We start from the raw sequence: 6,263 nt of genomic DNA, 5'->3' as shown, positions 1-6,263 counted from the left end.
ATCGTTGGAATCGCCGGCGTCGAACGAGAGCACGGGCAATCCTGCCTCTTGCTCCTGGCCGCTCTCCACGACCTCCGCCGGCTGGTCCGCCACAGGCAGCGAGGCCACGATCTCTTCATCGATGGTGAGCGTGCCTGCCTGCTCAAGGTGAGCAAACATCGAAAAATCGGCGGGCGGCGGCGACGCATCCGCGGCAGCCTCGCCATCCATCGTGAAATTCTGGCCATCCTTGACCCGGCTGGCGGCCGCCACCAGCGCATCGGGCAGGCAGTCCGATGTGCCGTGCGCACGCAGGTCGGCAACCCATTGTCCGAGCAGCGTCGCCGCGGCATGCAGCAAGGCGGTCAGCGGCGGCGTCGCCGCTGTGCCATCGGCCAGGCGCAAATTCAGTACCTGCTCGATGCTCCATGCCGCATCGCCCAGCGCTGCCAGGCCGACCATGCGGCCGCTGCCCTTGAGCGTGTGAAAGGAACGACGCAGCGTGACCAGGTGGCCCTCGTGCGACGGCTGCGCTTCCAGCAGCGGCAGCGTTTCGCGTACGCACTGAAGTACTTCGTCGGCTTCCCCGAGGAAGATTTCCAGCAGCTCGGCATCGAAATCGGGATCGGCAGACGGCGACGGCCCGGCCGTCGGTGCCGCCTGCGATTGGTCTGACGCCAGGTCAAGCGAGGGCAAGGACGGCAACGAGCGCGGTGACTCGTCGTGCGCAACGGCGACTGCGGCGGCAATACCCGGCTCGATCACAGGCAGCTCGATGGCCGGTACCGGCGGCAAGCCCGGCAAGGGGGCCATCGCAGTACTGCCGGCGTCGGGCAATTCAGGCAACGGATCGACCACGACGTCGAGCTGTGCATGACGATCGGACTCGATCAGGCGCGCCTGGAAGATTGCCGTCGCCGGGTCGAAACTGAAGCGCTCGCCGGCGGCATTGGGCTGCTTTTGCAATGCCTCCAGATAGAAACTCAGTGCACCGAGGTTGCGTGCCACACGCTGCGATTCTGCCGGCGCCGCAGCTTGCTCAAGTGGCAGGGCAGCGAAGCGGGCGACCGCGGCGCGCGTGTCGACGATCGCCTGGCGCGCCTGTTCCTGGTCGAGGATCGACAACGCGCCTTCAATCTGGTGCAAGGTGCTGTCGACCACGGGTAGCGCCGCGCGTTGGGTGCAGTCCTCGAAAAATTCTTCCAGGCCCTTTTCGACCTGGTTCAGGCTGATGCGCATTTCCCCCGCCAGCACGGCGACGGTTTCTTTTTGCTGGGCGTCTCGTGACATGTCGTCCAGCCACTGGATCTGCCCGGATTCCTGTTGCCCGCCGGCGATGACCGACAGCAAGCGCGCCGTCAGTGCTTCTGCCCGTCCGGCAAAGCTCTCCGACAGCCGACTGGTGTGGTTCAGCGCATTCTCGACGAACAGCAGGCTGCCTGCCATTTCCAGCGCGAGTGCCTGGCCTGGCTTGCTGTGCGCTGCACGGGCGATGCCATTCAATTCACGCAGCAATTTTTCCAGCGAAGGCGCGTGCAGCCGAGCGCCCGCTTCTGCCAGAGCCTGCATCGCTTTCTCGAACTGGGCGCCAACCGTGTCGTCGCCATTGACCAGCCGTCCCCAGAAATTCTTGGCGTCGTTCAGGCTTTCGCGGGTCGCCGCCAGCAAGGCGCTGTCGACCTGGCCATAGCGCTTGCGTTCATAGTCCTGCGGGACTTGCCCCTCAAGCTGGTAGGCATTGCGCACTTGGGCGGTGCGGCCGGATGCTTGCGGGGATGCGGCAATGAAAAACAGCGCGTCACGCACCAGCCGGTCAACCGCGCCCTGGGCGCCGTCGGCCAGCCGCCGGAATTGCAGATTGATACGTCCGAACAATTGCTTGGCGTAGACCTCGACCGGTATGTCGCCATTGGCGACACCTTCAGCAAACCCGCGCAGCACCCACCAGAAGCGGCGCGCCTCCGGGCTTGCCTGTGCGCGCTCGACTTCGGCAACCAGGGCCGCCATGCCGCTCGCCGCCAGGCGTTCGCCAGCGGCGTCCGTGCTGCGCAGGAACGGCAGCAAGGCCCGCTCGAAGCGCTGGCGCACCGAGGCAAAGTCGACCGCGCCCGCTGCGCTGCTGGCGACCGGCAATTGCGGATGGATGGCAAGATCAGGGAAAAACAGGTCGGACGGATGCGCCTTGTCGTTGCCGCACGCTTGCAGTACTGACTTGTAATAGGGGAACAGCCGCACTGGCTGGTGCAAGGCACCGGCAAGCAATTCCTCCAGGTATTCGACGATCGCAATACACGCGCTGCCATACGACTGCGCCATCGCGTCGCTGAAAGCGGGTTTGCCTTCGAGTGCGCAATCGAGCATCTTTTCGATGGCGTCGGTCAGCACCGACACGCCGTCGATGTCGACGATCTGCAAGGCGCCGTGCGCCTGGTGCAGGTAGGCGCGCGCCTGGCGCAGCGCAGTTGCCTGCGCCTCGGGATCGTGTTTCAGTGCCTCGTCGACAAGTGCGCGCGAGCGGTTCAGCGCTTCGCTGATTTCAATCATCACCCACGACAGCGATCCGGTGTCGAAGCGGTTGGTCTGGGCTGGCGGGCTGGAAAGCGGTGTCATGACTGCCTCGGTATTTCAGCGGGTGGCGGCAACGCGGCCACCCGGCGCACGATGTGACAAAGGTCAGGCAGCAACGCGAAACCGGGAAACCGAACTCTTGAGCTCTTCGGCCAGCCTGGACAGCTCGTGAATCGAGCGCGCCGTCAATTGCGTGCCTTCCTGCGTCTGCTCGGTGACCGTCAGGATGTTCTGGATGTTCTGCGCCACCCCGCTGGCCGAGCTCGCCTGCACTTCGGTGGCGGCGGAAATTCCCTGGATCAGTTCTGCCAGCTGGTTCGACACGTTGCGGATATCGGAAAGCGCGGCGCCCGCAGCATCGGACAGGCGCGCGCCTTCGACCACGCCCTGGGTCGATTTCTCCATGGCGGCGACGGCGTCATGGGTGTCGGTCTGGATGGTGCGCACCAGTGCGCCGATCTGCTTGGTTGCTTCGGCAGAACGTTCGGCCAGGCGCTGCACTTCTTCTGCCACCACCGAGAAGCCGCGGCCTGCCTCGCCGGCGGACGCGGCCTGGATGGCGGCATTGAGCGCCAGCACGTTGGTCTGTTCAGTAATGTCGGAAATCAGTTCGGTGATTTCGCCAATCTCTTGCGACGATTCGCCAAGCCGCTTGATCCGCTTGGAGGTTTCCTGGATCTGTTCACGAATTTCATTCATGCCCTTGATCGCGTTTTCCACGGCGCGTGCACCTTGTTCGGCAGCGCTCACGGATTGTCGGGCGACTTCTGCGGATTCACTGGCTGAACGCGAAACGTCGGTAATTTGCGCCGCCATGGTCAGCACCGCCTGGCCGGTTTCCTGGATGTCGCGCGACTGCTTCTGCGAGGCGTCGAGCAAACCGACCGAAATGTTTTGCGCCTGGTCCGATGCCGACGTGACTTGCTCGGCGACGCGGGTCACGCGCCCGACCAGGCCGCGCAACTCTTCGACCGTGTAGTTGACCGAGTCGGCAATCGCGCCGGTAATATCTTCAGAGACGGTGGCCTGGACTGTCAGGTCGCCGTCGGCCACTTCCTGCAATTCGTTCATCAGCCGCAAAATGGCAGCCTGGTTCTGGTCGTTGGTGCGCTTGGCGTCTTCTTCATGCTCCTGCGCCTCCTGCCTTTGCAGGTCAGCCTGTTCGCGACGTGCATCGGCTTCAAGGGTACGCACCCGGCTATCCTGCAGCAGCGCCACAGCGACACCGGCAGCCGACACCAGGGCGACCAGCGCGGCCAGCAGCATCGCGTAGAAGGTCCAGTTGAATTCGACTTCGTCTTCGCGCAAGTTCACCTGCAGCGCCGACAGGCGCTCCTTGATCGCTTCATTCTCGGTAAAGATCAGTTGCTCGGCCTCTTTGACGGCAATGAAGTTTTGCAGGTTGCCAAGGACGCCGGCCACCGACTTCTGGTACTCGCCGAACACTTTCTGCAACTCGGTCAGTTTTTCGCGCGTTTCCGGGTCTTTGGTGGCCCCCAGGCGCAGTGTTTCGCTGCCGTTCAGGAAGCCCTCGATGATGTCGCGGAAGGTGTTGGTGTCCTTGCCAAGCAGGAACGCGGTTTCCGGGCTCACACCGTCGGAGGTCAGGAACTCGTTGGCGCCGCGGGCCAGTCGCTGGGTCAGCATGACCAGCATGCCGGCAGCGGATATTTCACGCGGGGTGGCGCCGGATTGCGCCTTGAGCGCAACGATTTGCTCGGTCAGTTCGAGCAGTGTCGGGGAAATTTCGTTGAGCGTCTTGAGCGTGGCGCCAAAGCCGGTCAGTTCGCTGCGCATTTTCAGGATGGCCGCGGCGGCCTTGTCGGAGCTTGCCCACAGCTTGCGCGATTGCATCAGGATGGCCATCGGCTCGCTATCGAGCGCTTCGATCGCGCGTCCCTGGATGGTGCCGCCTTTTTGCAGCGCATCGAAGTCGGCATTGAGTTCCTTGCGGCTACTCTCGAGCTGCTTGAACGCCTCCACGTTGCCCTGGATCGCATTCGGTGCGGCCTTGCCGATCCGCTGCGAGTGCATCAGCGCGTCGCCGGCGACCTGGGTCTGGCTGGAAGTGGCAATCGATTTGCTGGCGCTGAGCCAGACAAACACCGCGCCGAGGATCAGCGATGCGGCCAGCGTCAGAAGCAGCACACGGACTTGCTTCTGGACCGGCAATGCGCCGATCAGGGGCATCCGGAATTCGCCGCCTGGCTGGAAGAGACTGCCGAAACGACGCCCGGTTGCGGGCACGCCCTCCTCAGTCGGCGGCGTCGGGCCGGTGTCGTCGACGCTGGTCGGCGAGGTTTCGGCTGCCTTCTTTTTCGACAAAAAACTGAGGTTCAACGCCATCGGGTGATCTCCTGATTTCCAATCCTGTTGCCGCCCGCGCCCGTCGCGCGGCACCGGCGTTAAATGCCAACGTGCAAAAAGCGCGCATCCTGTATTGCAAGAGCCAGCTCAAGCTGGTTCCAACTCTGGTTTTCATCATCCAGGTAGCATCCGCTGGACCACGACAGGTCCGCACCTGCTGCGGCTGCAGACTCCTGCATCAGGCTCATGTTGCGCAAGCCCAGCACGCGCGACACCAGCAGGCCGCCATTGAAGCCGAGCGCGGGCGCGAAGGCCAGGATGCGGCTGTCCCTGTCGATTGGCGTGGCCGGCTCGCCATGGAAGCGAGCAAGGTCGGTGACGCTGACGAGCTTGCCGCGGATGCTGGTCACGCCCAGGAACCAGTCCTGGGTCAGCGGCACGGCGGTGATTGCGCCGACCGGGACGATTTCGCCCGCATCCTGCAGTCGCACCAGCCAGCGGGAATTGCCGATCTGGATGCCGAGCTGGTTGACATGGGATTGCGCGCCGGACCGGGCCGCCTGCATGCGCTCGACCAGCTGCGACTGGAACTCGCGCATCCGGGTACGCCGCCGGACTCCGTGATCCTCCGGGCGCTGCATCTGCTGCATGTCCTGCGTCGGCGTCATCAGGACCGCTTAACCGAGTGCGGCAATCTTGGCCAGCAGTTCCTGCGGATCGACCGGCTTGACGATGTAGTCACGTGCGCCCTGGCGCAGTCCCCAGATCCGGTCGGTTTCCTGCCCTTTGCTGGTACAGATGATGACGGGCACATCTTGTGTTTCCGGATCGCGCGCAATGGCGCGCGTCACCTGGAAACCGTTCTGGCCCGGCATGACGATATCCATCAGGATCAGTTGCGGCTTGTCGGCCTTGATCTTGGTCATCGCTTCCTCGCCATTCTCGGCGGTGGAAACGGAGAAGCCATTCTTGATCAGGATGTCGGACAGGAAGTAACGCTCGGTAGGCGAGTCATCGACAACGAGTATTTTTTGAATTGCCATGGGATTTTTTATTAGCTTGAAGCTGGGAATGATCTAGCGGGACAACTCGGTGGCGACGGCCCTGGCTGCTGGATTTGCGCTTGCTGTTGCTGTTGCGGTTGCCGTGTACTCGCGCACTGTTTTCAACAGGCTGTCCTTGGTGAAAGGCTTGGTGAGGTAAGCATTCGAGCCGACCATCGCGCCACGTGCGCGATCGAACAAGCCATCCTTGGAGGACAGCATGACGACCGGGGTATCGTGGAAGCGGGCGCTTTTCTTGATCAGCGCACAGGTCTGGTAGCCATCAAGACGCGGCATCAGGATGTCGCAGAAAATCAGCGATGGGCGGTGATCGTTCATTTTAGCCAATGCATCGAAACCATCATC

At 63.1% G+C, this 6,263-nt stretch carries 5 protein-coding genes; all 5 read right to left on the bottom strand.

The genetic code is table 11. The features are described 5' to 3' along the window. On the bottom strand, nt 1–2,589 hold a 2,589-nt coding region (locus Q7T64_RS13050), incomplete at its 3' end, for an Hpt domain-containing protein (protein WP_304796332.1). Between the two features lie 63 nt (nt 2,590–2,652). After that, nucleotides 2,653–4,893, bottom strand: coding sequence for a methyl-accepting chemotaxis protein (locus Q7T64_RS13045; RefSeq protein ID WP_304796329.1), 2,241 nt, complete (start codon nt 4,891–4,893; stop codon nt 2,653–2,655). 59 nt (nt 4,894–4,952) lie between these two features. After that, the gene (locus Q7T64_RS13040) at nt 4,953–5,522 is read right to left on the bottom strand and encodes a chemotaxis protein CheW (protein ID WP_304796323.1); all 570 of its coding nucleotides are present in this window, start codon (nt 5,520–5,522) and stop codon (nt 4,953–4,955) included. 9 nt (nt 5,523–5,531) lie between these two features. After that, on the bottom strand, nt 5,532–5,897 hold the full coding sequence (locus tag Q7T64_RS13035) for a response regulator transcription factor (RefSeq protein ID WP_304796318.1): 366 nt from the start codon (nt 5,895–5,897) through the stop codon (nt 5,532–5,534). 33 nt (nt 5,898–5,930) lie between these two features. Then, on the bottom strand, nt 5,931–6,263 hold a 333-nt coding region (locus tag Q7T64_RS13030), incomplete at its 5' end, for a PleD family two-component system response regulator (RefSeq protein WP_304796313.1).

It is taken from the genome of Lacisediminimonas sp. (assembly GCF_030645335.1).
GTDB lineage: Bacteria > Pseudomonadota > Gammaproteobacteria > Burkholderiales > Burkholderiaceae_D > Lacisediminimonas.
The sequence above is the reverse complement of the archived record's forward strand: the minus strand, read 5'-3'. Positions and strand labels throughout refer to the sequence as shown.